Origin of the sequence: Dechloromonas sp. TW-R-39-2 (assembly GCF_016864195.1) — a bacterium.
Lineage (GTDB): Bacteria > Pseudomonadota > Gammaproteobacteria > Burkholderiales > Rhodocyclaceae > Azonexus.
Genome location: NZ_CP045202.1, coordinates 1,931,013 through 1,952,403, shown reverse-complemented (window position 1 = coordinate 1,952,403; position 21,391 = coordinate 1,931,013). Strand labels below are relative to the sequence as shown.

The following is a 21,391-nucleotide window of genomic DNA, read 5'->3' as shown; positions in this document are numbered from 1 at the left end:
GACATGCTGTCAGGTGGTTCCCGGCGGGAACGCTTGCTCTACCCGAAGGCACTTATAGGTACTGCTACAACTAATTACTTCTTTTTGGCCGGCCCAATGATCATGATCATCTGGCGCCCTTCCATCTTCGGCATCTGCTCGACCACACCGACTGCTTCGAGGTCTGCCTTAATACGTTCCAGCTGGCGCATACCGAATTCCTGATGCGCCATTTCGCGACCACGGAAGCGAAGGGTCACTTTGACCTTGTCTTCTTCTTCCAGGAAACGCGTCATGTTCCTGAGCTTGATCTGGTAATCGTTTTCGTCGGTACCCGGGCGAAGTTTGATTTCCTTCACCTGCACCTGCTTCTGCTTCAACTTGGCTTCGTGAGCTCGCTTTTGTTCCTGATACTTGAACTTGCCGTAATCCATGATCCGGCAAACCGGCGGCTTGGCCATCGGTGCGATTTCTACGAGATCAACACCTGCTTCTTCTGCCATTTGCAGTGCAGCACGAATATTGACAATGCCGAGTTGTTCGCCTTCAGCGCCCTGGAGACGAATCTCCGGAACCGTGATTTCCTCGTTGAGGCGATGCGCCTTGTTCTGAGCTATGGTAAAACCCCCGAAAACAACAAAAATTAAGCCGTGCCACTCCGCGCCGCGACTTCTTCCTGAAGTCGCTTGATCAAGGCATCTACGGACATTTGTCCAAGATCCTGACCACCGCGAGTACGCACGGCTACCAGTCCGTCCGCTTTTTCCTTATCGCCCACAACGAGCTGATAAGGCAGCCGGTTCAAGCTATGTTCGCGGATTTTATAGGTAATCTTCTCGTTACGCAAATCCGACTCGACCCTGAAGCCCGCCTGATGCAGCTTTTGTGCAACTTCCGCGGCGTAATCGGCCTGTTTTTCAGAAATATTCAGCACAACTGCCTGGGTCGGCGCCAACCACAGTGGCAGCGCACCCGAGAAGTTCTCAATCAAAATACCAATGAAACGCTCCAGCGAACCCAGGATTGCGCGGTGCAACATGACCGGGACTTTGCGCGTATCGTCAGCAGCAACATACTCCGCACCGAGACGACCCGGCATGGAGAAGTCGACCTGCATGGTGCCACACTGCCAGGAACGACCAATCGCATCCTTGATATGGAACTCGATCTTCGGACCATAAAAAGCGCCCTCGCCTGGCAACTCGGTCCATTCGAGTGCGGAAGCACGCAAGCCCTGACGCAACGCATTTTCAGCCTTGTCCCACACCTCGTCGGAGCCGACACGACTCTCCGGACGCAAAGCCAGCTTGACGGCAACGTCATTGAAGCCAAAATCGGCATAGACCTTCTTGACCAGCGCATTGAAGGCGGTCACTTCGGCCTCGATCTGATCTTCGGTACAGAAGATATGGCCATCATCCTGCACGAAGCCGCGCACGCGCATCAAACCATGCAGCGCACCAGTCGGCTCGTTACGATGACACGAACCAAACTCGCCGTAACGCAGCGGCAACTCGCGATAAGAACGCAGATCGGCATTGAATACCTGGACATGACCCGGACAGTTCATCGGCTTGACCGCGTAATCGCGATTTTCCGACGAAGTCGTGAACATGTTGTCCTTGTAATGCTCCCAGTGGCCCGACTTCTCCCACAAAGTCTTGTCGAGAATCTGCGGGCAGCGCACTTCGTGGTAACCGTTATTGCGATAAACGGCACGCATGTATTGCTCGATTTCCTGCCAGACCGCCCAACCCTTGGGGTGCCAGAAAACCAGACCCGGCGCCTCATCCTGCATATGAAATAGATCGAACTGCTTGCCGAGGCGGCGATGATCGCGCTTCTCAGCCTCTTCCAGCATATGCAGATAGGCGTCGAGATCTTCCTTCTTGGCCCAGGCCGTACCGTAGATGCGCTGCAATTGTTCGTTGCGATGATCGCCGCGCCAGTAGGCGCCGGCCACCTTCATCAACTTGAAGACCTTGAGCTTGGCCGTGGTCGGCACGTGCGGGCCGCGACAAAGGTCAACAAAATCACCTTCGCGATAGAGCGAAACCTGTTGATCAGCCGGAATGGCAGCAATCAACTCAGCCTTGTATTTTTCTCCCTGATCAAGGAAGAACTTGACAGCATCGTCGCGCGCCCAGACTTCACGGCTGACCGGAATATCCTTCTTGGCGAGTTCAGCCATGCGCTTTTCAATCGCCACCAAATCTTCCGGCGTAAACGGGCGCTTGTAGGCGAAGTCGTAGTAAAAGCCGTTTTCAATGACCGGACCAATCGTTACCTGGGCATCAGGAAAGAGTTGCTTGACGGCATACGCCAGCAAGTGCGCCGTCGAATGGCGGATCAACTCAAGACCCTCAGCATCGCGATCGGTGACGATGGCCAGATCAGCATCGCGCTCGATCAGGAAAGAAGTATCGACCAGAACGCCATCAACCTTACCCGCCAGTGCAACACGGGCCAGACCGGCACCGATGCTGGCAGCGACTTCGGCAATCGTGACCGCTTGCTCAAATGAACGAATGGAACCGTCGGGCAGTTTGATATTAGGCATGGCAGAACTCTGGACGAAAAAAAAGTGCGGGTATGAGCCGCACTTTTTTGATCAAACGAATGCAAACTCGATTATTAATTCTGAACAGCAAACAGGCTAGTTCGGAAAAACATCAAATTTGCTCCGTTAGGAATTTGGTAGGCGGTATTGGAATCGAACCAACGACCTCCACGATGTCAACGTGGCGCTCTAACCAACTGAGCTAACCGCCTAAAGAGGTGCCCATTATAGACTTAATTTTCCGGACGTCAACACTTTTTTACCAAAGACACTGATTTAGTGCGGCACAACGAGGATTTGAATACCTCAGAGGAACAGAAAAAACTTGCCTGACGAACTCTAATTATCGGATAAACAATAGTTTTTTTGCTTCACCCAGACAGTTGGCATTTCATGCATCAACAAACGGGACAGGCAAAGACCAAGACAGTAATATTCGCTCCCTCAAGTCAAAATACAGTTATCAACCAGGGAAAAACCGTGGAATCAAGAATCACCGAACTCGAAATCAAGATCAGTTACACCGAAGACCTGGTCGATGAACTCAACCGTACCGTCTATCGGCAACAACAGCAGATCGATCTGCTGATCGCCCAGATCAGGGCGCTGCGTGAACAGGTTCAAACAGCCCAACCTAACGAACACCAGCACAGCCTGCGCGACGAAATTCCGCCGCACTATTAATAATGGCGAACGAGCAACCCGGCAACCCGACCACCGTCATCTATCACGCCGACTGCCTTGATGGCTTTGGAGCCGCCTATGCAGCAGCATGCCAGCTTGGCCCGTCAAGCCACTTTCGGCCGATGCACCACGGTCAACCTTGGGAAATGGCCGAAATTGCCGGACATCGGGTTTTCATACTCGATTTCTCATTTCCCCGGGAAGCACTCGAATCGATGGCCGCCATCGCCGCCTCGGTAACCCAGATCGACCATCACGGCACCGCCCGAAAACCGTGGGCCGACCTCCTGACTTGCGATGAAAATGGACTTGAAAGCTACCAGCACGACAAACTGCCGCTCAAGCTGATTTTCGACCTGAACAAATCGGGCGCTCGCCTTGGCTGGGAATATTTCCATCCGGGTAAACCGCTGCCGCTGGCACTTCAGCATATAGAAGACCAGGATCTCTGGCGCTTCGCCCTGCCCGGCACGCACGCCTTTTGCCACGCCCTGCGCCTCCAGCCCTTCGATCTGGCGCATTGGTCTACCTTGCTTACCGAAATCGAGACGACAGAAAGCGTACGCTACGGTGAAATGTTGCTTGCAGGACGTGCCATCGAACATTTTTTCAACAAGGAAATCGATCTGCTGGCCAATAGTCGCCTGGTCATGCCCGCCCGCCTGCGCGGCGAGCCTGTCGATGCCTTGCAGGCGGTCCGTCACGGTCAACCGGTCATCAGTAGCGAAAATCAGAGCTGGCATGCGCTGAGCGGCGTGGCCATCAACGCCAACGGGCTTTTTGCCTCGGAACTCGGCAACCGACTGGCGGAAAAAACAGGCGGTTTTGCACTGATCTGGCAATTGGCCGGCGACGGGGATGCCAAGGTGTCACTACGTTCAAAAGGCAGTCTTGATGTCGCCCGGATTGCCAGTCGTTATAACGGCGGAGGACATCCGAATGCCGCAGGTTTCCGCCTGCCGCTTGCGCAATTTATCACGGAAATACTCGGCCAGCCCTGAAGACTGACCGAGACATCAGGTCAGAATAAAGTTTCTGGCCTGCGGCGCTTCTCCCAGCACATCGGCGCCGACCATTTCGCAGACCGATAACTCGATGGTATGGCACATGGCATCGAGCGCCAGGTCATTGGGCTCGGTACCGAAAGGCTCCTCGATCTGCTCGCCGATAATTTCCAGCGCAAGAAAGGTGTAAGCGACAAAAGTGGCGATCAATGGTGTCAGCCAACCGATGCTGGTTGCCAGGCCAATGGGCAGCAACATGCAATAAACCATCACCGTGCGCGTCATCAAGACACGATAGGTGTAGGGAATCGGCGTGCTGGCAATACGCTCGCAAGCACCTGATGTGTCCCCCAGGACGGTCAGGGTTTTATCGATCGCCAGCCATTGCGTTTCACTCAATGCGCCTTGCCGGGCCGCATCGGCCAGCAAGTCACTCAAGGCACGAAGAATGATTTGCGGCTTGAAAGCAGCCTGATTGACCTGGGAAAGCAAAGGTTCATCGAGCCGCAGGGCAAGATCATGGCTCGCATCGCTCTGGCGCAACTGGTGTTTAAGTGCGAAGGCAAAGGCCGAAACAGCACGGACAACGGACAGCAAAAATACCGGTTTTTGACCGTCGACCGTGACACTCCCCACTTGACGAACCAGAGTGCGCGCGGCAACCAGCAAACCGCCCCACTGCTTGCGCGCCTCCCAGAAACGCTCGTAACTGACCGAGTTGCGAAAACCGAGGAAGATGGCCAGCGCCACGCCCATCAAGGTAAACGGCGGAATGCTCAAGGCCGAATCGGCATGCGCGCCCATCCACCACTCACGACTGAGTACGGCAAGGATGGAAACAAACAGGACCAGCAACAGGCGCCCGATGATGTCCGGCAGGACCGAGCCTCGCCAGACGAAAAGGAGTCGGAACCAATGGTGACGCGGACGGATGATCATGGCGCAGAAACTCTGAACAGAATCAAAAAGGCCGCCAATCCTCGGATTAAAGCGGCCTCTGAAAATTACCATGCCAATCGCAATATGCGACTGGTGCCCAAGAAGGGCCACGTGAACCGCTACAAACCGTCGTTTCAAGGCGACGTGCGTAAAAAATGGGGAGTTTGCTTAAAAATTTCAGCGGGAACCGAACCAAATCAAAAGCTGAAACATGCCCACCACTACTACAACTTCCGGTCATTTTATCAGCCTCCGCCAGCGACGAACGCTATCCAATAAGTGATATTTCGCACAGATCGCCAGTCTGGTAAGGTTTATTGATGAAAAACACTCTCTTACTGGCCAGTATCGTAGTCACCTTGTTTGGCTGCGCATCGCAACCGATGTCGAATGACGAATCGTCGCATATCCCTGCGGAACAGCGCATCAACGGTCGATTGTTCATCTCGTCACCAGGAACATCCGAAGTGACTATCAAGCGCGACAATAGTTTCGGGGTTCCGTGCTCAACAAAGGTGTTCATTGACGGCGCCCCGGTGGCCGATATTTACAAGACAGAAAAGGCCGTTGTCTGGCTACCGCCCGGGGCTTACATCTTAAGCGCCAAGACAAATGGGATTTGCGGGATAAAAACAGGAATCGTCGAGACAGGAATGACTATCAAACTCGGCGAGAAACGATCATTCAGGATTTCTTTAAGTGGCGGCGGAGAACTGAACCTGACACCTACTGCATTCTGACACCGAAATAATTTCCGAAACCCCTTGACTGTTCCGAAATCGGAACTAAAATAGAGGTCATGGAAGCAGCAATGAGTGCAGCTTCCCCACTAAGGAGAGTGAAAATGAAATTGACCGACAAAATCGAACTGATCAAGCAAGCCCACGCCGACACCGCCGGTATCGAATTCGGCCAGCGCAATCTGATCATCGCCAACATTGCCAAGCGTCTTGGCCTGAAGTCATGGATTGGCGACAAGACTTGGGACATCGCACATCCTTCCCGCAAACAGTATCTGATTTCCCTGCCGCAATGACTCCAGCAACCCTCCAGGCGCTACGGCGCCTTTTGTTTTTCTCCCGGCCAGAAGCCGCTGCAATGATCGCCGCGAGCCACGAACGCCCTGCCGGCGTTTCTGATCGCGCATGGCGCATGTGGGAAGATGGCGACAGAGCCACGCCGAACGACGTAGCCGGCAGCATCGACAAGCTGGCCGAGTGGCGTCAATCCGCCATTGACGCGGCCGTAAAACAGATCAGCGCGGCACCGGCAGAAGCCGACATCGCGCTGATCTGGTATGAGTCAATGGACGACTGGGCAACCCTGCCGGGTCGTGAACCGATCCTCTGGCGACCGCAGCAGTCTGTTTGTGCCGCCCTGGTTGCCGAGTTCCCCGGCAGGGTCAAACTTGTGTCGTTTAACGGCCATGCCTTCGCCGAATGGCTGCAGGGCAATCCAGACAACGAAACCGCACGCAGCACCTGGGCGGCGCTGCAGAAATAATCACTCCGGCCAAGCGCCTTCGCAGCGCATCACATCGGCAGCATGTCCTGCAGCTGCAGCTGCCACTTCTCGATATCTTCCTGAGCACTCTTCAAGTAGTCCTGCTGCGGCGGAGGCTGCAGCGCGACAGGCTTCGGCGGTAGCGCCGGACAGGCGCTGGCGGAAATCTCTGGCCGACTTGCGCAAGCGGTCATCAGCAGCGGCAGCAGCAGCGCGAGACAGCGCCAGTTGTTTCTCAGCTTCAATTCGGGCATTGCTCGCATCCTCCAGTTTTTTACGCCAGGCGCGCTCAGTCACAAGCGCGCCCTCCTTCGCCTCGGCCAGCGCCGCCGCATACTCGCCAGCCGCCCGGTCATAACCGATCCGCTGCTGCGCCGCGTTATGTGCGCCCCACCAGACCACCGCCAGCACGACCGCCAGCGCCACAGCGCCGGCCTTGACCAGCCACAGGTATTTATCGGGTATCCAGTCAAGCAAGCTCATGCCTCATCCCTCGAAATCTCACCCGTCGACGACATCATGATCAGCGCCGTGTGGATCGGCAGCGGCACCGAGTCCGGCCAGTAATAGCCGACGACCCTGTCCCGCTTAAATTCGCTGACCTTGACGCGGTTGCCCTGATTACCCCCCAGCACCATCAAATTCCCGCTCGTCGTGCGCCCGACCACGAACCCCACATGCCCACCGCCGGCGCGCTCAAAGACCACGACGCAGCCGTGCTCCGGTGCCGCGAGTGGGCTACCCCAGTCTGCCCACGCCTTGGCGCGCATCCAGTATTTCGGCAGCGGCAAGCCAGCCGTCTTGATGCAATGGGCGACAAAAACGCCACACCAAGGCGTTTCGTCGTCCGACCACCAAGCCGACAACCCCGCCAACCAGCGGGTAATAAAATCATTTGTTTTCGGGCCGGGGATCTCGGCAACACCTTCGTGCTTGCGCGCCTCCACCAACCACACAGGATCAACTGACATGGCCGCAGCCTCCTTTGCTATCGCATGAGCGCCGGGCGCGCGGTGCGTGCCCGGTTTTATAAAACTTGTCAGGCACGCCCTTTTCCCAGTGCTGTGCTGTGACCAGTTGGACGACCGTAATCGCGGCCAGCAACGCCAGGCCAAACAGGTCCGGCACCAACCCCCAGACCAGCGGCGCAGCGATGCCGGCGCAGGCCACCCAGCCGAGCAGCGCAAATGCCAGGCGCACGTCGGTGCGCACTTTCTCGCACGTCTTGCATGCCCGGCAGAACACCGAATACAGCAGCGCCACGCACAGCAGCTCGTGGATCGTCACAATCACATTAAGTGTCATTGCGACTACCCCCCAGGCGCGTCACCAGCGCCTGCAGCGCCGAGCCTGCCGCACCGAAGACCGCCTGCCAGCCATTGCCGAGCGCGCCAATCGCCAGCGCTACCGGGCCAAGCAGTTCGTTGGCCGGGATGGCCCAAAGCCGGTCAATCACCTGTGCGATAAACACCGTCAGCACAACCGCCGTCAGCGTGCAGCGCAGCAGCAGCCACGCGCCATCCGGCTTGGTTTCGGTCTTGTCAGCCAGCAGCGGCCACAATGCGCCGGCCAAGGCAGACAGCACGATCAGCGCGTAAGGCCCGGCCACTGAACCGAGCAGAGAAACAGAAATGATGGTCAGGCCAAGGCCCGTACTCGTCGTTGGCTCAGCCATGCTTATCCTCCTTGACGACGATTCGCCAATCCCCCCCCGCCACGTAATCACTCACCGCCAACCACGAATAATCCAGATCATCCTGCCGCTCGACCTCGCTCTGCCGGTTATCCAGCACCCACCCCTCAATTTCGCAAACCAGGTGCGACTCCCCCGCCTCGGTCAAGCAGAGAACAAACCGCGCCGGCAAACCCTGCGCCCGCGCGTGCATCACGCACAACGACGCGAAATCATCGCAATCCCCGACCACAACCCCCTGCGTCGCCAACTGCTCGCGGATCTCGGCCGGACCAATCCAATACTCAACCTTGCCGAACGCCTTGAGGTCAGCCTGGTAATAAAACTGGTGCTTCGCGGCATGAAAAAGTTGGAAGACAGCGCGAACATCAACAGTCATGACCGCGCTCCCTTGCATCGGAACAGCCAGCCGGCGGAGCCACAATCCGACCGGTGACAAACGGCGTCGGCGCGCAGCCGGCGAGAAAGCCACACAGCAGGATCAACATCGCCACAGCGAGAAGTGCAGCCGTCTGCAGAACGTGAGGCTTTTTCATGACGCCCACACCCGGAATGGATTGGTGGGCGGCGCGGGCAGCAGCACATCACCGAGCGCCGCCCGCTGCTCGTCCGACAACTCGCCCAGCAAGTTCGCGTGACAACCGGGGATCTCGGTCATTTCCGGCACCTCCAGCCCGTTGACCGTGACAACCGCACCGGTCGGCTTGCTGATCGTGCCGATCGTATCCAGCGCAAACCCGCCGGACAGCGCGAATGCCGGCTGCTCACCGACCTGCGTCGGTATGCCTTCGATGATCTCGATCACGGGGACAGTGGCTACAACGAGAATGCCGGCAGCGATCAGCGCGGCTTGCAGGGTGGCCTCATCGGCCGCTTTTAGAAAATGGTTCATGGCTGGCCTATACGGAGAGAGCTTGAAGAGCGGTACCGACAGTCGATTTCGGCAGATATTTGAATCCTGCTTCGCGACCATTGATCATGTTGTCGTACTTGCCGTGCACAAGCCTGCTCACGGCTGGCAGCCCACCGTGCGCAACAGTCGAAACTGGCCCACCATTGAGGCTGATGTACATGTTTGTGGCATCCCACGACACCGCCACTTTGAAACGCTGCCCAGCCACAAATTGGTTCGTCGTCATCACCTCAACCGGCGCATAGGAAAGCCGTTTGGCAAAAGTCACGTACCGGTTCGCGTCGACATAGCAGCCGAATCTGTTTGCGACGGAAGCATCGTCAAATTGGAATAACCCCGGCCAAATGCCGGCGGGCGTAGCGGAGACATCGCCAGTCCAGATGACGGTTCCCTTTTCCGGCTTGAACCATGGTGTTAGCGTTTCGGACGGCGGGCCATCGGCGGCGCGGGTGACTTGAGACGTCGTTGTCGGGATGTAGGGTGAGGCGAATGCGCCAACTTCGAGTTGACATGCACCGACGTATGCGTCGCTCATCACGGCAGATGAACCTTCCCACGCGCCGCTAATAATCGACGCATCGAGAGGGCCGTGCTGCACATTAATGTTTTCGGATGTTTGGCACACCCCAGAGACTATTAACCGGTACAAACCGTTCCCCATGGGGATGCTGGCAGCGGTCAGCCCTGTAAAATTGGTATTGCCGGAATAAGCAATTGCACCTGTCAGCAGGTTAATTACCGCGTCAACGCGGCGAGGGTATCCGCCAATGATTCGGAGAGCGTAATAATTACCGGTTGATTTCGCTTTGGCGTAAATAGATGCCGTGAACGTTGTTCCGGCGGTTGCTGCGAGTGTCGGACCTCCAATATAACTTGATGCGTTTGAAGTTCTGGCGACAGCCTGTAAGGACAAACCAGATTGCTGCAAAGCGTCCAGTACGACGCTGATATTGCCGGGGCAGTTGTTCCAAAAACCCACAACAAAACTGAAGTCATTGCTTTTCAGCAGCAGATTCGTCCGCTGCTCCCAAACCGAAAGCCCCAGCACCTCCCGCACATGCAGCGCCGTGACGCTGCCGCCCGGCGTAAAAGTCACATCCACCGTCCCGCTGCCGGCCGGCGTCTGAATCACGCCCGACGCCGCGCCCATCTGCGAGACATTCACGCCCGCCCCGGCCACGGCCACCGTGCCACCCACGGCCGTGATCGCATAAGTCCGATCCTTCGCCAGCGCCAAGGTCTGCGCACCCGTCCCGGTCGCTAGATTGACCGGCGAATGATCAATACACGGAACGTTCGCTGCGACGGTTTCGATCAATCCCAGCGGATTAACCCGCGTCGCGGCGCTCGGGCGTGAGAAGGTGATGATGTCGGCGAAGTTTTTCGATTGTCGATTCATGCTGAAGGCCTGTTTCAGGAAATCAAGCTCAAGCGAGGCGCGCAGCGCCATGGGCGGCGTTGCGCCGCTAAGCGACAAAGCCAGCGCGAGGCTCATTTCGCGTTGTAGGCGCGAACAGCGCCGGAGGTGAGTTGATAACCGGTGATCTTGCCGAACAGCATGACGCCGGCGGGAATGGTGAGGCCGGTCAGCGCCTGTCCAGCTGCGCCGGTTTCGGTAAAGGCCGAGAATGTCGCGTCAGTCAGCATCTGAACGCATGAAAAATTCCCGGACACGGCGGCCGTATTGGTCGTGACAGTGACGCCGAAGCTGCCGGTCTTGTCGGCCGTTGGCATCGGTGTCGCCTGCGTAACAGGGCCTTCTTTAGTGTGGATCGGCTGAGTCATTAGGGTTGCTCCTGTTGCCCGCCTGCGGGCATGTCTTTGGTTGATACGTCGTTGGCTGCGTCGCTAGAGAACTTCAGCCCTTTTTCTGCGGCCTGTTTCCGCCAGTTGTCGATCTGCTCAAGCACATCGCGCGGGTTGGCGCCGCGCTTGCGAATCACTTCAACTTCGCTGGCAAAGCCATCGTTGGTCAGTTGGTTCCAGGCCTTGGCTTCCTTGAGCGGATCGATCCACGGCATGCTCTGGGCGATGAACAACGCGTCGTCGGCGCTGTCTGGCACCACATCTGCCGGGCGAGGCACAACGCCGGAAAGGCGCGCAGCCTCTACAAATCGTTCCCAGACTGGCTGCACAAACAGGCCGGTGAATTCATCGGCCAACGTGGCGTAGTGAACCCACTGCTCGACCAGTTCCTGTCGCTGGCTTGAATACGTGCCGTCGTAGTCGCGGCTGATGCTCGAATAACTGCCGCCCAGGCCGGCAGCCACAGCGCGCAACTGCCCCTGACGGAAGGTGACCACGTTCGGGTTCGGGCGCTTGGAGTCGATCAGTCCAATTTCTTCGCCCATGCCGAGGTTGTCGATGATCATGCCGGGCTGGAATGCAATCTCGCGCGGCAGCGGGTTGCCTTCGCTGTCCTTTTCAAGTCCGTCCGGGCTGTAGAGGTCGGGCGTTCCTTTGCGGATGAACCCTGTCAGCATCGCGGCAATCTTGGCGGCGACACGCTCAGACTCTTCGTAGTCCTTGATGTCTTCGAGCCGGGTAATCACGCTGGCAAACTCGGAAACGCCGCGCACCTGGTGCATGCGATCTATCGCGGCAATATGGAGCATGTTGCTGGCTGCGACTCGCTTCAAATCGCCAATGCCCTGCCCGGCAACCCATTCACCCGGGTGCTGTTTGTGTACCCAGAATGCAACCGTCTTGCCCCAGGCGTTGAGCTCGACGCCCTGCCGAATCCTGTCGCCGTTGTTGTGGTGCATCGGGACCATGTCCGGCTCCATCAACTCCAGCGAAAATGGCACTCTGGTGCCGTGGTCAAGGCTTGGAATCTGGCCGATGATGGTCTGGGCAAACGCTTCGCCATCGCGCAGCCAGGTGCGCGCAACAAGACGCTGCGCACGCGCCCAGTGGTGCCGGTGGGTAACTTCCGGTTTCTTGCACCAATCGCGATAAGCGGAGCGCAAGGCCGCTGCATATTCGGCGTGAATAGTGCCATCGGCGCGGCGCGGTTGCGGCTCAATGCCAATGCCGCTCGGGCCGACCACGTTATTGACCAGCACCCGAAGCGCACCGCGGGCAATATCGTGATTTTGCTCAAGATGCCGTGCCTGAACGCGTACAGGAACCGCGCCGCGCTGCACATCATTGTTCGCACTGCCAGTATCCCGATGGAACTTGCGCAAGCGCCCGGGGCGGCCAGCTTCATACGCACCGAGAACGCCGCGTGCCGCCCGACGCTTCAGGCCGGCGACAGGCGAAAAGAACTCAATGATTGCGTCGACCGGGTTTTTCATCCGTCGAGCCTCGCCACAGAAAAGGTGGCGCCGCCAATCCGATTGGTCACCTTGGCGGCCGACGGGCTAGCCTCTTGGCGCACCCGGGCTTCCCATTCCTGCCGCCCTTTGCGGATCTCGGAGAGGTCTTCCATGCGCAGCATGCGGTCACCCCAGCGGGCTTCCTTGCCGTCAAGAATGGCCTGCTCGGCGGCCATGTATTTCGCGAGCATGTCGGTGGCTGTACTCATGCTCGCACGGTACAGACCGGCCTGTTTCAAGTTCAGGGACGGATGAAACAAAAACCCCGCCGAAGCGGGGTTTTGTTCAGCCCTGGTAATTGCGCACGATCACCGCGTAACTCACCTTCAGCGGCCATCCGATTTCAATGCAGTGTTTGATGCCGCCCGAGCCCTCGGCGATGCTCAATGCCTTCACGGCGCTGATGTAGATCTTGTCGCCGCTCGTCGCATCGCCCTTATCCCAGCGCGTGAAGTTGCGCACCGCAATGATCGCGTGGCCGTCCGATCCGGTATCGGCAATCGTGTGGGTTTTGTAGGTTGCCCGGCCAGAGGCGGTTACGCCGTCGCGTTCCTTGACGGTGCTGCCCGGTGCCAGCACCGCCTGAAACACCCGCTTCCAGTAGATGGGCGTCCAGTTCGCGCCCCATCCGGCGACCAGCGACTGGTGAAACTCGTTGATCTGCGGCGCAACGTCTTCAACCAGCGTCGGCAAGACAATCAGATCGGCAAAGTCGTAAGCGCGGTCAAGCGTCACTTCAATGCCGTAGGTGCCATCGGCGTTCAGCGTGGTCGGCATCCATGCCTCGCCCATCGCGACAATTGTGCCGATATTGGCCGAAATGACCGTGCTCTTTGCACCGTCTCCGCTCGTGACCTTCAAGCCGTAATTCCCTGTTGAAAGCAGGCCGAGTTTGACGCGCTCCTGCCCCATCGGGTCATTCACCCGCAGCCTTTTGGCATCCAGATCGAAGTCGACTGCGTTATCCGCCGAATGCATCCGCCCGGCGATGATTTCGCCCAGGTTGGCAACAATGGCCGAGAGGCTGGCCACGCTGATGTGCTCGGCTTGCACCGCGCCGGTATTGACGGTGATCTGGCCGCTCAGTTGCAGCCCATCTTTGCCCCACACGTCGTAAGCCCCACAGCGGATGTACCAGACCTTGTTCGGCTCCAGCGGCAACTGGCGCAACGCGCTTTTGCCTTCGTAGATCAAATTGGCCGGGCCAGGCGTGAAACCGTTTGTTTTCGAGGCATAGACCACATAACCGGCCACATCCTCAGCGCTCGGCGGCTGGCACGACCACAGCGCGCCCTGCGCCATGCTCACCAACTGGATGTTGTTGAGTTGGCCGATGGCCGGGTTGCTCACAGAAAGGGAGGAAGTTTCACCCACCCCAACACCAACCGGCGTCACGCGGATCTCGAAAGCCCGCCACGGCCCGCCGTCCTGCATGGCGTCCTCGACCGTATAGACAAAGCGCGTCGCGGTAATCGTCACCTCCCGACGCTTTACCCCGCCCTGCCACACCTCGCAGCGGTAGCCGCTGGCCCGAGCCGCCGGCGACCACTTCGTAGCGGCTTCCGATCCGGTGAACGGCGATTCAAGCGCCAGATCGACCAGGCCGCCGGGTGCTGAGACGGTGGCCCCGGAGGTGCCATGCCACTGCACCCACGGTCCACGCAGCAGGCCGACCGCCGCGACGCGAATATCCAGATACTGCCCGGCAGGAATACCGCTCACCGCCAGACTGGTACCCACCGGCTCACCTTCCCGCCGCCAGTTCATGCCGTCCGTCGTCGATTCGACGTAGTAATGGTCTGCCCCCTCGGCGGCCGGCCAGCTTGCCAGCTGCATGGGCGCAGAGGGAATACCCAGTTCGACCACATGCAGGCCTCTGACCACAGGCGCAGCCGGAATGACTGGCAGCGGGTCGGTGCCGCTGTCCGGCAAAGTGCCGGCGGCTTGATGCACCCGCTCATCATCGACCACGAATTCAATTTCGACGCCGTAGCCTTTCTTCGGGCTGATCCGCCGGACTAGCGCCGGCTTCTCCATCTGATTGGCCGGGCCGAAGGTGTAGCGCGTGCGCTCTCGCTTGATGCCCGCCGTTTCCGGCACAAAACCGGGGTTGACCGCGAGAATCACCCGATGGCTGTCGCTATGCTGGCTGACCTGAAACGGCACAGTCGGTGCGCCGTTTTTCTGCACCAGTCGAATGTAATGGTTCTGGCCGGATGTCCAGCGCGGCGGCTCGGACAATGTTGCGGTCAACGTGGCCGCATCCCAGCCGATCACATCGCCGCTTTGCCCCCAGCTGGGCACATCGTGGCAAATGCCGATCAGGTCGCCGTAGCGCGGCAAATAGCCCTCGGCCTCGGTTTCAAACTTGCCGATCCGCCGCCGATATCGGCCCTCGTTGGCAATGTGCGTGCCTTCGTCGATCACCTGTCGGCGCTGCACCATGCCGAACATATTGATGTCCTGCAGCTTGGCGGCCGCGCTGCCGGCGGCAGCACACACCACGTCGCGCTGCTTCCAGTACCGCTCATCGAAATACGTGGCGCGAATGGCGTCCGACGTGTCAGTCACGGCCGGCACATAGCTCATCGAAAACGAACCGGGCTTGATGTTGCGCGGCTGAAAAATGGCCGTTGGCAACGTTTGCGGCTGATCGCGCCAGAAGCGCACCTGACCAGCCTGCTGATACCACTTTGCACGCCCGGACCGGCATGCCACGGTCAACCCTTCGCCAACAGTCATTTTGCTATCCAGCCGGGCATCGAAGGTATCTCCGCGCGCCGTCCAGACCGCATTCAGGGCATACAGCCCGGCCAGGTCATACCGGTCATCGGCCATGTTCGCGCCGTAGCTGGCGCGGCAAATATCGGCAATCGCCCAGGCAATGCTGCGCGTGGCCACCGGTGCGGACCAACCGGTCGACGGGTGCCAGGTCGGCAACATGCGAGTCGCCGTCAAGTTGATCTTGCGGCTCGCCTGCTGCGAAAGCTGGTCAGTCGCCTTGATCCGCACGGCCAGTCTGGTAACCCCGCCGGCATCGCTTTCTTCGGGCAGATAAGCCCGCAGGCCGCCCCAATACACGGCGTTCGCCGCACGGCTGCGCGTGTCCTTGGCATTGGTGCGAATCGCCCTGATCTGGTAACGCGCCGGTGCCACCGCATAACGGTAGCTCTTGCGGATAGCGGTATTGGTCGCGCCGCTGATTGTCTCGGTACCGAGTACGATCCAGCCGCCGACCGGGTCGCCCATATCATCAACTGCCTGAGCCTCGAAACGCACAGTCACCGAACTGCCATCCAGCCCGCCCTGGTCATTGGCGTAATACAGGCCGCTCGGGCAACCCAGATCAAGGCCGATATAGTTGGCTACCTCGCCGGCCGCGCCGACGATGAAAGGCCCGGCCGCACTGGCCGTCACCAGTTCAACGCCGGTCACCGCATCCGACTGCACCACCGCCGAGGGGAACAGGGTCACCACCTGGCCGGGGCCGACAATCTCGGTTGTCACCCCGTCAAAGTTCTGAATCGGTGTGTCCTCGATGCGAATTTCTTCAACCTCGTAAGCGCCCTGACCGACGACGAACAACTGGTACAGATACTGGTCGTTGTCGCTGTATTCCTGATACGGCGTCGCGCCGTAATCCGGAAAGGCAATGTGCCGGCCGTAATGCACGGGGATCGGCTGCTCAAGGCGTGCCGCATTGCCCTGCGCGCCGATGGTGTAGGTCGGCGAAGCCGCCGCCATATCCATGCTCTGCTGCACCATCGAGGGCATTTTCGGGGTTGGCGTCATGGCCGAGATGGCGGCGCCGACCAATGTGGTGATCAACCACGTGTAGTCACCGGTATAAATCCCGTAAATCGCGGCCACAATGACGATCAGCCATTTTTGAATCCCACCGCCACCTCTTGGCCGGGCAATGAAAACAATCACATCCCCATGTTTGACGCGCCGGCCCCAGCCTTTTCTGAGCAAGGGCTTCCCGTTGTAGATGCAGATCACCGGAAAATCCGATTTCGGGCAGAGCGCCGATATCTTGCGGTTTTTCGGGATGTGCTCGACCGACCGTTCAAGCGGATCGAACGGGTTGATTTCCTTGATCAGCGTGGGCATGACTCACCCTCAAAGCGATAAAACCGCACATCTGAGAAATCATCGGTGATACGGCTCAACGGCGTGGCCATTACGCCGAACGGCTCATCGCAGTGCAGCACACGGCCGCCGTCGATATCGATCCAGACGCCGACATGGCCGGGGTTCTTGGTGCTGGCCATCCGCACACCATCGCCTTCCTGCAGTTCATCGCGGGTGATCTCGCGCCAGGCTAAACGGTGCGGGTGCGTCTCCAGCAATTTTGCCTTGGTCAACGCCCGGTAATCGCTGACAGTGACTTGTGGAATATCCCGCCCGAACTGCTCGCGCTGCACGGTTCGGAAAAAACCCCAGCAATCATGCTCGGCACGCTGCCAGGCACGGCCCATATACTTCATGGCCCAGTGCATCATCGCACCAGCCCCGGAAAGCGGCGCGGCGTGTAAAGCTCGGAAGGGAAAGGCCGGTTGGCGATCTCGCCGAATCCAATGCGCAGCGTGACGCGCACATCCTCAACTGAAATATTACGCACCTCACCCGGAACATTGCGGCCAGCCGGTGCGCTCAGATCGTCTGACCGAAAGGTGCGCATCGTGACAGACAAGGCATCGGCGCTGTCGGAGATTGCATCCAGTGCTTCGGCAATTTCAGCGGATGCACCGTCGACCGTAATCACCACCTCGGGCAAGCCTTGCGCATTGACTTCAGCCCCAACGCTTTCGAAAGCAAAGCGGGTGAACGTCACCGTTTCGGCAGTTTCCAGCGTAGCGGTCAGGTCGGCATAGTCGTTGACCAGCCGCAGCGGCGCATCGAAATCCGCGTGGTCGATCTGGATCGTCTCGAAAACAACAAGGTTGGTCGGGCATACCGCCCATGCTTCTTTCAGCGCCTCGGTCATCAAATCACTCATCCTGCTACCTCATAAATTTGGGCCAGGAAGTCGAGCACCAGCGTGGGCTCGTCATCCGGCCAGAAGTCGGTCAGTTGGCCGCGCGGCATGGCGTCCACTTCAAGTTCTGCCGTCACTTCCCACAGCCCATTGCTCAACGGTTTGGCTTTGTACGGCCCTTGCTCGCTATCGACAAAACGGCATTGCACCGTCACCATCCCGGTGCCGTTTTTCTGTGGCGCGGTAAACCAGCCAGCGCCCTCATCGACTGAGTTGTCGAACCACCACTCGAAATAGCCGAACTGCTTTTGATCGAGAATCCAGCGCTGCGGGATATGTGTCGGAACCCGGGTAAAACGTCGCCGTACCCGCGCCGGGCCGGCTTCCATCGGCGTTCTTGCCGTGCTGCTCTTGCGCTTGAGTTCGTAGCCGTCGAGGCACGAAACCGGCATGAAATCAGGCCAGATACTCATCCGTAGGCTCCGTTCGCGCGATTGATGTTGTATTGACGCTGCATGGTCTGGGCGAATTTGCCGTCACGGGTTACGTCGCTGGTTACGACATGCAGCACCATGCCTTCAAAATCGAACTCGGTATTCGCCGAGTCAATCTGCTGCTCGGTGCCGTTGTTCTCGATCACGACTCGAATCGAGCCGATTCCCTGATTGGCTGACTGCTGACCGCCCTGCGCCCTAACCCCAAGCCGACCAGATGAATCCCGCGCCAGCGGCATCACTGCCTCATCGCCCGCCTCGCCCATCACGCCGAACTTGCTGCCGTTCGCAAACTTGAAGAAAGTCGGCTCGCTGAAAATCTTGTTGGTGAAGGTGCCACCGTTGGCGAAGGCATGCAGGCCGGAAGCGCCGAATGCACCGCCCTTCGCAAAGCCGCCCATACCGGCGCTGTTGATGTCGGCACCGACAGCAGATTCCGAGGCGGTTTGCGGTCCACCACTGCCAGCACCACCGCTGAAATACGACCCAATCATGCTGAGCGCAGCGCTGAACCACTTGCCGGACGACGAAGTGACCTGGGCGGCAGCAGCCTGCATCTGGATTCTGATCAGCTGAGAAACGAAGGTGCTGGCCATGTCTGTGAAACTGACCTTTTGCCCCATGGCGAACTTGGTTCCGGCATCGGCCATGGCATTGGTCGAGGCGACAAATACTGTTTCTGCCGTCTTTGCCGCGTTGGTCGCCTCGTCTTGATAGCGCTGGAATGTCTTGGTGAACCCATACTCGAACGACCGAGACCGATCGTAGCTCTCGCTCGTGGCCGCTGAGACGCGCTCGATCTGGGATGCCAGTTCACCCTCGGCATCGGCCAGTGCCTTGGTCTTGGCGATGCCGTCCGGCATGTTCTTGATGATGTCGTTGCGGACCTTGGCGCCGTCGTCTTCGACCTTATACAAAGCCTCGGCAACAACCCTCTGGCGCTCGGTCATCAGCGACAGTTCAGATTCACGATTGATCCGCTCAACAACAACCTGGTTCTGCCGCTGGTATTCCTTGATCAGTTCTGCCGGCCGGGTGTTTGTTTCCTCGACGTCGCGCTGGTACTGCTTTTCCAGCATGACGATCTCGCGCAGGATTTCGCGCTGCCGCTCCATGAGTTGCAGTTTTTGAGCCGGCTCAAGTGCGCCCTTATCGATACGCCCCTGAATGGCGCCATACTCACTGCCCAGGCTGGCTGCATTGGTGCTGTACTTGCGAGCCAGCGATTCATCAATGCCGATTTCCTTGCGCTTGAACAGGCTGTCAATTTCATCCAGCGAATCCTTGGCGCCCTGCTTCGCACCCTTGATGCGCGAATTCATCGCCACATCAAGCGCCGATTTGTCATCGCCGCCGACGTATTTTTTCCGGATTTCAGCAATTCGCTTCTGAATCTCAAGCTCGCTGATGCCGGCCGCCAGCCCATTTTGACGGGCCTTGGCAACTTCCTGCTCCATGCGCTGACGGTTGCTCTGAAAGGCTTCTCCGTCGCGCAGCCACTTGATACCGGCTTCGTCCTTCGCGTTCTGATCAGCCTTGGCTTTGGTGACGTTATTTTCTGCAGCAACCCGCTTCTCAATGGCGGCCTGCTGTTCCAGCAACGCATTCAGTTCATCGTTCGTTACTTTGTAGGCGCGACTTCCCGGATCGAAGCGAGCTACGCCGGAGCGCTTCAGTTCGATCATGTTCTTCAGGCGCACCAGCTGGTCCTGATCGGATTCCTTGCGCCCTACCCCAAGCATGGTGTCCCAGGCGGACTTGGCCGAGCCAATGACCGAGTTCCACGCCTTTTCCAGCGTGCCGAGTTCACCGATCAAGCCCTTGCTGCGCTCGATCATTGCGTCGGCGAATGTGTTTTGGGCCAGCGCGGCCGCCTGCGTCATTTTGCCCTGCTCTTCCAGAGCCTTGATCTGGGCGTAAACGCTGGCAGTCAGGTAGTGATACTGGGTGTTCAGCCGAGCCGAAGCATCAACCGGCGATTTGCCCAGTTCGGCAAACTGCTTGACCGTTTCTTCAGACGCCTGAACGCCTGATTTTTCAAGGTAGATGGCGGCCTTGGCCACCTTGTCGAGCGCCCCTTCAGCAACCGACCCTGTCGAAACCAGCGAGGCAACTGCACCGGATACAGAGCCGTAGGTTGATTTCGTTGAATCGGCGATGCCCTTGACCCGCTCACCCATCTGGCCAGTAGTCAGGCCCATGGCATTGCCGGTCATCGTGACAGCCTTGGACATCGCCTTGGCTTCTTCCCCGGCCTGGTAATAGGCATATCCAATCGCAGCGGCAGCAGCTGCACCCGCGGTCATCGGGTTGATCATCCCGAGCACGTAACCGCCCAGTGCTTTGGCCGCAGCGCCGGCCCCGCCAAACATATCCTTGAGTTGGCCGCCCTGCTGCATGAACACTGTCATCGGGCTTTGGCCTGAGGTCAGCGAGGTGATGATGTCTGTGAACTGGGCTGGAACGTTTCTCAGCGCAGCATTCATCTGCGCTGACGACTGGCCGACCTTCTCCATCTCGCTTGAGACTTTCGAGAAGTGCGCAGCCGTACCGGTGGCCGATGTCTTTGCAGCAGCCTCGGTCTTGCCGAGCAGGCCAACCAAGCCATTCAGCGTAGTTTCAACCTGGCCGAACCCTTCTACAACAAGAGGAATTCTGATTTTATCGGTCATTCAAAACTCGCAAGACTTCCTGTTCGGCGATTCGAAGCCCGTGAAATACCGAGCTTTCGTCACGATCGGCCACGCCGATCTGTTTCATCACAAATGGCAAGACGCTGTAATCCAGCCCTAACGGCTCACCCTTCATTCCACCAACCCGCCACTGCGTCTGCATGGCCAACAACAGACTCAGCGGCGCGTCGTTCTCTGGCCACAGATCAAAAACAGCATGCCTTCCTGCATTCACAACCTGCTTGATGTCTTCCGCGCTCGCACCAAATGCTTCGAGGGCAGCAACCAGGCCATCTTTGTCGTCGCGGCCGCCACTAAGCCAGTAGCGGACGGCCGCTTTCAGTTTTTTACCGGGGCCTTGTAGATTTCGTCCCAGAATGCATCGAACAGCCCTTGTGTCGCGGTCGGGTAGTCATTCAGCAACTCTTCGAGCTTCTGAGGGCTGAAGGCCACATCGGCTTCCCGCCAGTCATTGACGATCTCAGTGAGTGCTTCAAGGTTCGTTTTGTTCGGCAGCGAGTCCGAGTACGCCTTGCGCTGCTCATGATCGAAATAGCGGAACTCGATATCGAGCTTGCCAGTGCCCTGACCGGGAACATGGATCAAGGCGGGCGCCCAGAAGGTTGGAGCGGGTTTGATCTTGAACATA

The 21,391-nt window shown here is 58.4% G+C and carries 27 protein-coding genes and 1 tRNA gene; 6 read left to right on the top strand and 22 right to left on the bottom strand.

Annotated features, from left to right (window positions below):
* Window positions 1-74 precede the first annotated feature (74 nt).
* The 3 genes from infC to GBK02_RS09340 form a co-directional block, all read right to left on the bottom strand.
* Window positions 75-596: a translation initiation factor IF-3 gene (infC, locus tag GBK02_RS09350; RefSeq protein WP_203469348.1), complete on the bottom strand. Its 522-nt coding sequence runs from the start codon at window positions 594-596 to the stop codon at window positions 75-77.
* A gap of 26 nt (window positions 597-622) precedes the next feature.
* Window positions 623-2,539 (bottom strand): threonine--tRNA ligase, encoded by a 1,917-nt coding sequence (gene thrS / locus GBK02_RS09345; RefSeq protein WP_203466415.1) that lies wholly within the window; start codon window positions 2,537-2,539, stop codon window positions 623-625.
* A 135-nt stretch (window positions 2,540-2,674) separates the two neighbouring features.
* Window positions 2,675-2,751, bottom strand: a tRNA-Val gene (locus GBK02_RS09340).
* Window positions 2,752-3,019: 268 nt separating this feature from the next.
* On the opposite strand from GBK02_RS09340, the gene GBK02_RS09335 reads away from it, so the two are divergent.
* Both GBK02_RS09335 and GBK02_RS09330 read left to right on the top strand, forming a co-directional pair.
* Window positions 3,020-3,223 carry a SlyX family protein gene (locus GBK02_RS09335; RefSeq protein WP_203466414.1) on the top strand — a complete coding sequence of 68 codons (204 nt, stop codon included), beginning with the start codon at window positions 3,020-3,022 and terminating at the stop codon, window positions 3,221-3,223.
* 2 nt (window positions 3,224-3,225) lie between these two features.
* A complete protein-coding gene (locus tag GBK02_RS09330; RefSeq protein WP_203466413.1) occupies window positions 3,226-4,224 on the top strand; it encodes a DHHA1 domain-containing protein in 999 nt (332 codons plus the stop codon).
* Window positions 4,225-4,239: 15 nt separating this feature from the next.
* Here GBK02_RS09330 and GBK02_RS09325 read toward each other — a convergent pair whose 3' ends face one another.
* The gene (locus tag GBK02_RS09325; protein WP_203466412.1) at window positions 4,240-5,166 is read right to left on the bottom strand and encodes a bestrophin family protein; all 927 of its coding nucleotides are present in this window, start codon (window positions 5,164-5,166) and stop codon (window positions 4,240-4,242) included.
* Here GBK02_RS09325 and GBK02_RS09320 point away from each other — a divergent pair.
* From GBK02_RS09320 to GBK02_RS09305, 4 genes are all read left to right on the top strand, one after another.
* Window positions 5,143-5,445 (top strand): hypothetical protein, encoded by a 303-nt coding sequence (locus GBK02_RS09320; RefSeq protein WP_203466411.1) that lies wholly within the window; start codon window positions 5,143-5,145, stop codon window positions 5,443-5,445. The two genes, GBK02_RS09325 and GBK02_RS09320, sit on opposite strands and share 24 nt — an antisense overlap.
* Window positions 5,446-5,486: 41 nt before the next feature.
* Window positions 5,487-5,906, top strand: a complete 420-nt coding sequence (locus tag GBK02_RS09315; protein ID WP_203466410.1) for a hypothetical protein — start codon at window positions 5,487-5,489, stop codon at window positions 5,904-5,906.
* Between the two features lie 104 nt (window positions 5,907-6,010).
* Window positions 6,011-6,202 (top strand): hypothetical protein, encoded by a 192-nt coding sequence (locus GBK02_RS09310; protein WP_203466409.1) that lies wholly within the window; start codon window positions 6,011-6,013, stop codon window positions 6,200-6,202.
* On the top strand, window positions 6,130-6,669 hold the full coding sequence (locus GBK02_RS09305) for a DUF1870 family protein (RefSeq protein WP_371810486.1): 540 nt from the start codon (window positions 6,130-6,132) through the stop codon (window positions 6,667-6,669). The genes GBK02_RS09310 and GBK02_RS09305 overlap by 73 nt, the downstream gene beginning before the upstream one ends.
* Here the strand turns inward: GBK02_RS09305 and GBK02_RS09300 are convergent, their stop codons facing one another.
* The 18 genes from GBK02_RS09300 to GBK02_RS09215 all read right to left on the bottom strand — a co-directional run bounded on the left by GBK02_RS09300 (window position 6,670) and on the right by GBK02_RS09215 (window position 21,390).
* The gene (locus tag GBK02_RS09300; protein WP_203466407.1) at window positions 6,670-7,152 is read right to left on the bottom strand and encodes a hypothetical protein; all 483 of its coding nucleotides are present in this window, start codon (window positions 7,150-7,152) and stop codon (window positions 6,670-6,672) included.
* Window positions 7,149-7,640, bottom strand: a complete 492-nt coding sequence (locus GBK02_RS09295; protein WP_203466406.1) for a TIGR02594 family protein — start codon at window positions 7,638-7,640, stop codon at window positions 7,149-7,151. Before GBK02_RS09295 ends, GBK02_RS09300 begins: the two co-directional genes overlap by 4 nt.
* Window positions 7,630-7,974: a hypothetical protein gene (locus GBK02_RS09290; RefSeq protein WP_203466405.1), complete on the bottom strand. Its 345-nt coding sequence runs from the start codon at window positions 7,972-7,974 to the stop codon at window positions 7,630-7,632. The genes GBK02_RS09295 and GBK02_RS09290 overlap by 11 nt, the downstream gene beginning before the upstream one ends.
* A complete protein-coding gene (locus tag GBK02_RS09285; RefSeq protein ID WP_203466404.1) occupies window positions 7,964-8,344 on the bottom strand; it encodes a hypothetical protein in 381 nt (126 codons plus the stop codon). The genes GBK02_RS09290 and GBK02_RS09285 overlap by 11 nt, the downstream gene beginning before the upstream one ends.
* Window positions 8,337-8,741 (bottom strand): transglutaminase domain-containing protein, encoded by a 405-nt coding sequence (locus GBK02_RS09280; RefSeq protein ID WP_203466403.1) that lies wholly within the window; start codon window positions 8,739-8,741, stop codon window positions 8,337-8,339. Before GBK02_RS09280 ends, GBK02_RS09285 begins: the two co-directional genes overlap by 8 nt.
* Window positions 8,731-8,898 carry a hypothetical protein gene (locus GBK02_RS09275; RefSeq protein ID WP_203466402.1) on the bottom strand — a complete coding sequence of 56 codons (168 nt, stop codon included), beginning with the start codon at window positions 8,896-8,898 and terminating at the stop codon, window positions 8,731-8,733. Before GBK02_RS09275 ends, GBK02_RS09280 begins: the two co-directional genes overlap by 11 nt.
* On the bottom strand, window positions 8,895-9,254 hold the full coding sequence (locus GBK02_RS09270; RefSeq protein ID WP_203466401.1) for a hypothetical protein: 360 nt from the start codon (window positions 9,252-9,254) through the stop codon (window positions 8,895-8,897). Before GBK02_RS09270 ends, GBK02_RS09275 begins: the two co-directional genes overlap by 4 nt.
* A 7-nt stretch (window positions 9,255-9,261) precedes the next feature.
* Entirely contained in the window at window positions 9,262-10,770 is a 1,509-nt protein-coding gene (locus tag GBK02_RS09265; protein WP_203466400.1) for a hypothetical protein, read from the bottom strand.
* The gene (locus GBK02_RS09260; protein WP_203466399.1) at window positions 10,767-11,060 is read right to left on the bottom strand and encodes a hypothetical protein; all 294 of its coding nucleotides are present in this window, start codon (window positions 11,058-11,060) and stop codon (window positions 10,767-10,769) included. Before GBK02_RS09260 ends, GBK02_RS09265 begins: the two co-directional genes overlap by 4 nt.
* On the bottom strand, window positions 11,060-12,574 hold the full coding sequence (locus tag GBK02_RS09255; protein ID WP_203466398.1) for a phage portal protein: 1,515 nt from the start codon (window positions 12,572-12,574) through the stop codon (window positions 11,060-11,062). The genes GBK02_RS09260 and GBK02_RS09255 overlap by 1 nt, the downstream gene beginning before the upstream one ends.
* On the bottom strand, window positions 12,571-12,804 hold the full coding sequence (locus tag GBK02_RS09250) for a hypothetical protein (protein WP_203466397.1): 234 nt from the start codon (window positions 12,802-12,804) through the stop codon (window positions 12,571-12,573). Before GBK02_RS09250 ends, GBK02_RS09255 begins: the two co-directional genes overlap by 4 nt.
* A gap of 76 nt (window positions 12,805-12,880) precedes the next feature.
* The gene (locus GBK02_RS09245; protein WP_203466396.1) at window positions 12,881-16,708 is read right to left on the bottom strand and encodes a host specificity factor TipJ family phage tail protein; all 3,828 of its coding nucleotides are present in this window, start codon (window positions 16,706-16,708) and stop codon (window positions 12,881-12,883) included.
* Window positions 16,696-17,085 carry an NlpC/P60 family protein gene (locus GBK02_RS09240; protein WP_203466395.1) on the bottom strand — a complete coding sequence of 130 codons (390 nt, stop codon included), beginning with the start codon at window positions 17,083-17,085 and terminating at the stop codon, window positions 16,696-16,698. The genes GBK02_RS09245 and GBK02_RS09240 overlap by 13 nt, the downstream gene beginning before the upstream one ends.
* Before the next feature lie 11 nt (window positions 17,086-17,096).
* The gene (locus GBK02_RS09235; RefSeq protein ID WP_203466394.1) at window positions 17,097-17,597 is read right to left on the bottom strand and encodes a DUF1833 family protein; all 501 of its coding nucleotides are present in this window, start codon (window positions 17,595-17,597) and stop codon (window positions 17,097-17,099) included.
* On the bottom strand, window positions 17,594-18,049 hold the full coding sequence (locus GBK02_RS09230; protein WP_203466393.1) for a hypothetical protein: 456 nt from the start codon (window positions 18,047-18,049) through the stop codon (window positions 17,594-17,596). The genes GBK02_RS09235 and GBK02_RS09230 overlap by 4 nt, the downstream gene beginning before the upstream one ends.
* The gene (locus GBK02_RS09225) at window positions 18,046-20,742 is read right to left on the bottom strand and encodes a phage tail length tape measure family protein (protein WP_203466392.1); all 2,697 of its coding nucleotides are present in this window, start codon (window positions 20,740-20,742) and stop codon (window positions 18,046-18,048) included. Before GBK02_RS09225 ends, GBK02_RS09230 begins: the two co-directional genes overlap by 4 nt.
* Window positions 20,732-20,977: a DUF1799 domain-containing protein gene (locus tag GBK02_RS09220; protein ID WP_203466391.1), complete on the bottom strand. Its 246-nt coding sequence runs from the start codon at window positions 20,975-20,977 to the stop codon at window positions 20,732-20,734. Before GBK02_RS09220 ends, GBK02_RS09225 begins: the two co-directional genes overlap by 11 nt.
* A gap of 104 nt (window positions 20,978-21,081) precedes the next feature.
* Window positions 21,082-21,390, bottom strand: a complete 309-nt coding sequence (locus GBK02_RS09215; protein WP_203466390.1) for a phage tail assembly chaperone — start codon at window positions 21,388-21,390, stop codon at window positions 21,082-21,084.
* Window position 21,391 lies beyond the last annotated feature (1 nt).

Coding starts and splice junctions, on each gene's coding strand:
- thrS (WP_203466415.1), bottom strand. CDS start 2,539: ATGCCTAATATCAAACTGCCCGACGGTTCCATTCGTTCATTTGAGCAA.
- GBK02_RS09330 (WP_203466413.1), top strand. CDS start 3,226: ATGGCGAACGAGCAACCCGGCAACCCGACCACCGTCATCTATCACGCC.
- GBK02_RS09320 (WP_203466411.1), top strand. CDS start 5,143: ATGGTGACGCGGACGGATGATCATGGCGCAGAAACTCTGAACAGAATC.
- GBK02_RS09325 (WP_203466412.1), bottom strand. CDS start 5,166: ATGATCATCCGTCCGCGTCACCATTGGTTCCGACTCCTTTTCGTCTGG.
- GBK02_RS09315 (WP_203466410.1), top strand. CDS start 5,487: ATGAAAAACACTCTCTTACTGGCCAGTATCGTAGTCACCTTGTTTGGC.
- GBK02_RS09310 (WP_203466409.1), top strand. CDS start 6,011: ATGAAATTGACCGACAAAATCGAACTGATCAAGCAAGCCCACGCCGAC.
- GBK02_RS09305 (WP_371810486.1), top strand. CDS start 6,130: ATGGATTGGCGACAAGACTTGGGACATCGCACATCCTTCCCGCAAACA.
- GBK02_RS09300 (WP_203466407.1), bottom strand. CDS start 7,152: ATGAGCTTGCTTGACTGGATACCCGATAAATACCTGTGGCTGGTCAAG.
- GBK02_RS09295 (WP_203466406.1), bottom strand. CDS start 7,640: ATGTCAGTTGATCCTGTGTGGTTGGTGGAGGCGCGCAAGCACGAAGGT.
- GBK02_RS09290 (WP_203466405.1), bottom strand. CDS start 7,974: ATGACACTTAATGTGATTGTGACGATCCACGAGCTGCTGTGCGTGGCG.
- GBK02_RS09285 (WP_203466404.1), bottom strand. CDS start 8,344: ATGGCTGAGCCAACGACGAGTACGGGCCTTGGCCTGACCATCATTTCT.
- GBK02_RS09280 (WP_203466403.1), bottom strand. CDS start 8,741: ATGACTGTTGATGTTCGCGCTGTCTTCCAACTTTTTCATGCCGCGAAG.
- GBK02_RS09275 (WP_203466402.1), bottom strand. CDS start 8,898: ATGAAAAAGCCTCACGTTCTGCAGACGGCTGCACTTCTCGCTGTGGCG.
- GBK02_RS09270 (WP_203466401.1), bottom strand. CDS start 9,254: ATGAACCATTTTCTAAAAGCGGCCGATGAGGCCACCCTGCAAGCCGCG.
- GBK02_RS09265 (WP_203466400.1), bottom strand. CDS start 10,770: ATGAGCCTCGCGCTGGCTTTGTCGCTTAGCGGCGCAACGCCGCCCATG.
- GBK02_RS09260 (WP_203466399.1), bottom strand. CDS start 11,060: ATGACTCAGCCGATCCACACTAAAGAAGGCCCTGTTACGCAGGCGACA.
- GBK02_RS09255 (WP_203466398.1), bottom strand. CDS start 12,574: ATGAAAAACCCGGTCGACGCAATCATTGAGTTCTTTTCGCCTGTCGCC.
- GBK02_RS09250 (WP_203466397.1), bottom strand. CDS start 12,804: ATGAGTACAGCCACCGACATGCTCGCGAAATACATGGCCGCCGAGCAG.
- GBK02_RS09245 (WP_203466396.1), bottom strand. CDS start 16,708: ATGCCCACGCTGATCAAGGAAATCAACCCGTTCGATCCGCTTGAACGG.
- GBK02_RS09240 (WP_203466395.1), bottom strand. CDS start 17,085: ATGAAGTATATGGGCCGTGCCTGGCAGCGTGCCGAGCATGATTGCTGG.
- GBK02_RS09235 (WP_203466394.1), bottom strand. CDS start 17,597: ATGAGTGATTTGATGACCGAGGCGCTGAAAGAAGCATGGGCGGTATGC.
- GBK02_RS09230 (WP_203466393.1), bottom strand. CDS start 18,049: ATGAGTATCTGGCCTGATTTCATGCCGGTTTCGTGCCTCGACGGCTAC.
- GBK02_RS09225 (WP_203466392.1), bottom strand. CDS start 20,742: ATGACCGATAAAATCAGAATTCCTCTTGTTGTAGAAGGGTTCGGCCAG.
- GBK02_RS09215 (WP_203466390.1), bottom strand. CDS start 21,390: ATGTTCAAGATCAAACCCGCTCCAACCTTCTGGGCGCCCGCCTTGATC.